This is a genomic window from Catenulispora pinistramenti (assembly GCF_018274385.1).
Lineage (GTDB): Bacteria > Actinomycetota > Actinomycetes > Streptomycetales > Catenulisporaceae > Catenulispora > Catenulispora pinistramenti.
Genome location: NZ_JAAFYZ010000446.1, coordinates 1 through 2,291, shown reverse-complemented (window position 1 = coordinate 2,291; position 2,291 = coordinate 1). Strand labels below are relative to the sequence as shown.

At 63.7% G+C, this 2,291-nt stretch carries 2 protein-coding genes; both read left to right on the top strand.

The features are described from left to right. On the top strand, positions 1 to 370 hold a 370-nt coding region (locus tag KGQ19_RS48345), incomplete at its 5' end, for a TetR-like C-terminal domain-containing protein (RefSeq protein ID WP_212022348.1). Between the two features lie 313 nt (positions 371 to 683). Continuing rightward, on the top strand, positions 684 to 2,099 hold the full coding sequence (locus tag KGQ19_RS50750) for a putative T7SS-secreted protein (protein WP_230420568.1): 1,416 nt from the start codon (positions 684 to 686) through the stop codon (positions 2,097 to 2,099). Positions 2,100 to 2,291 lie beyond the last annotated feature (192 nt).

Genomic DNA, 2,291 nt, shown 5'->3' with positions numbered 1-2,291 from the left:
CACCATCCCCGACCCCTTCACCGCCCTGGTCGCCGAACTGACCGACTTCCAACGCGGCGTCTCCCGACCAGGCCGCCTGTCCCTGGTCGGCACCATGCTCCAGGAGAACACCGACCCCCAGGTCCAACAGCGCTACCAAGCGCGAGTGATCCACCCCCGCCGCCACCGCATCACAGCCATCCTCCAAGCGGCACAAGCCCTAGGCCAGATCGACCACGACGCCGACCTCACCCTCGCCGTCCCCATGTGCACCGGCACCTGGTACGGCCGCGCCCTCGCCGGCGACCCCATCCCCACCGACTGGCCAACGCGCACCGCCACCCTGGTCTGGCGGGCGCTCGGCGGCGAGGCGCGGGAGGCGCAATCCTGATCAGAATTCGTCTGGTCAGGGACTATTTTCTGGAGCTTTGCGACGGCATAGATGCCGTCGCTCGCGTCGAAGCCTTGACCAGTGTGGTGCGCCGAGCGCGGCTCCGCGACCTGTTCGATCTCCCCGACCGGCAGGGGACGACTCCCAGTACGCCGGTACAGAGCGCAACCGAATCATGCTCAGGGGTTACCGAGATCGTGACCGCTTTGTACACTCGTTTCTCGTTGTGTAGGGAGGGCTGGAGCCAGTGTTGTCGGCTCCAGGGGCTGCTGATGCAGGGATAGAGCAGCGTATTCGGGGGAGGGTTCGACTAATGGTGCGTCCATCTGGCTGGGACATTCTGGGTCTGGATGGTGATCCGACACCTGGTGTAGTGGAGTCGGTGCAGGCGTTGGCCAAGGAGTTCGGCGACTTCGCCCACGATGTGGAGTCGGCATGCCGGAGCCTGAACTCGTTCGGTTCTGACACGGCGGCGTTGCAGTGGGTTGGTCAGACCGCTGATGCATTTAGGTCGGCCTATGGTCCGCTGCCGGGTCGGCTACAGAAGCTGTACACCTCCTATAGCGAGGCCTCCGATGCCCTGTCCGTTTATGCGCCGAAGCTGCAGGCGGCGCAGTCCAAGGCTGATTCGGCTCTGCGGCAGGCCCAGGACGCCCAGGTCGATCTCCAACGCGCCACCACCAACGCCAATACCTCCGCGGACGATCTGAAGACTGCGCATCAGAACCACGCCGTCAGTCCCAACCCGCAGGCCGTCACCGACGCCCAGACCGCGCATGACACCGCGCAGAGCAACCTGAACAACGCCAAGGCCCACATGGCCGCGCTGACAGCGCAGGCGAACCAGGCCCACGACGACCGCCTCTCAGCAGCGAAGGACTGCGCCAAAGCGCTGCACCACGCGCAGTCGGACGGCATCCACAACAAGCACTGGTGGGAGCACATTGGCGCGGACCTGGCTGAATGGGGCGGCAAGATCGCCGAGATAGCCAACGACCTCTCTCCGTTTCTGGACGTGCTCGCGCTCGCGACGTCCTGGATTCCGGGTGTGGACGTCGTCACGGCTGGCTTGGCCGAAGCCGACAACCTCATAGCCCTGGCCGGAACCGGGTTGGAGATCACCGGCGATGCCATGCAGGGGCACTTCAAGGACGCGCTGTTCGGCGCCGGCATGTTGGGGCTCCAATTCGCGGGTGGTCGCGTACTGGGCAAGCTCGGCAAAGAAGGCGAGGGCGCTGAGGCTGACGCCCTTACCGATGCTGAAAAAGATGCCGAAGGATCCGCCGGACGGTCGCTGGACAAGGAAGGCGGCATCTGGCAGGTATCCAAAGGTGGTCGAAACAAAGACTTCTTGACTGACGGGCAGCGAGAGGAGGCGAGGCAGACAGCGCTGGAACTTGGGATGCCGGAAGATAAAATCATCATCAGCGACAACATGAATACCGCGTATTCGAGTCTCTTCGGGCAAGACGTCTTGTACGTAGGGCTGGACGCCTATCCCAGTACGGTCGCCGAATCCGCCAATTCGCTGGTCTCGATGCGTGGAGGGCTCGGCCATGAAATCATCGGCCATCGTGAGGCAGCCCTTGCCGGGAAGCAGCAGGACGTCCTATTCTTCGAGGAGGCTCAGGCTAGCCTCCGAGCTGCGGAGTTCACACCTGGCTTGGCCGATGCCGGCTCATCTAAGTTGGCCGTGATGTTCGACCGTCCCGCTGGATCAGGGTCTTGATGGCAGCGAAGCGCCCGTGACGTTCTGTGATCATTCGAGTTGCTGAGACTTGAAGGATCAACGGAAGGCCACGGGCTTGGTCAACGATACGACGCGGCTATTCGGGTTGGACGGGGTGGCTGTCACCTCCGTGCGGCTCGGCAACGACGCGAGTCCGATGCTCGCACTGGTCACCGCCGATGAGCAGGCCCG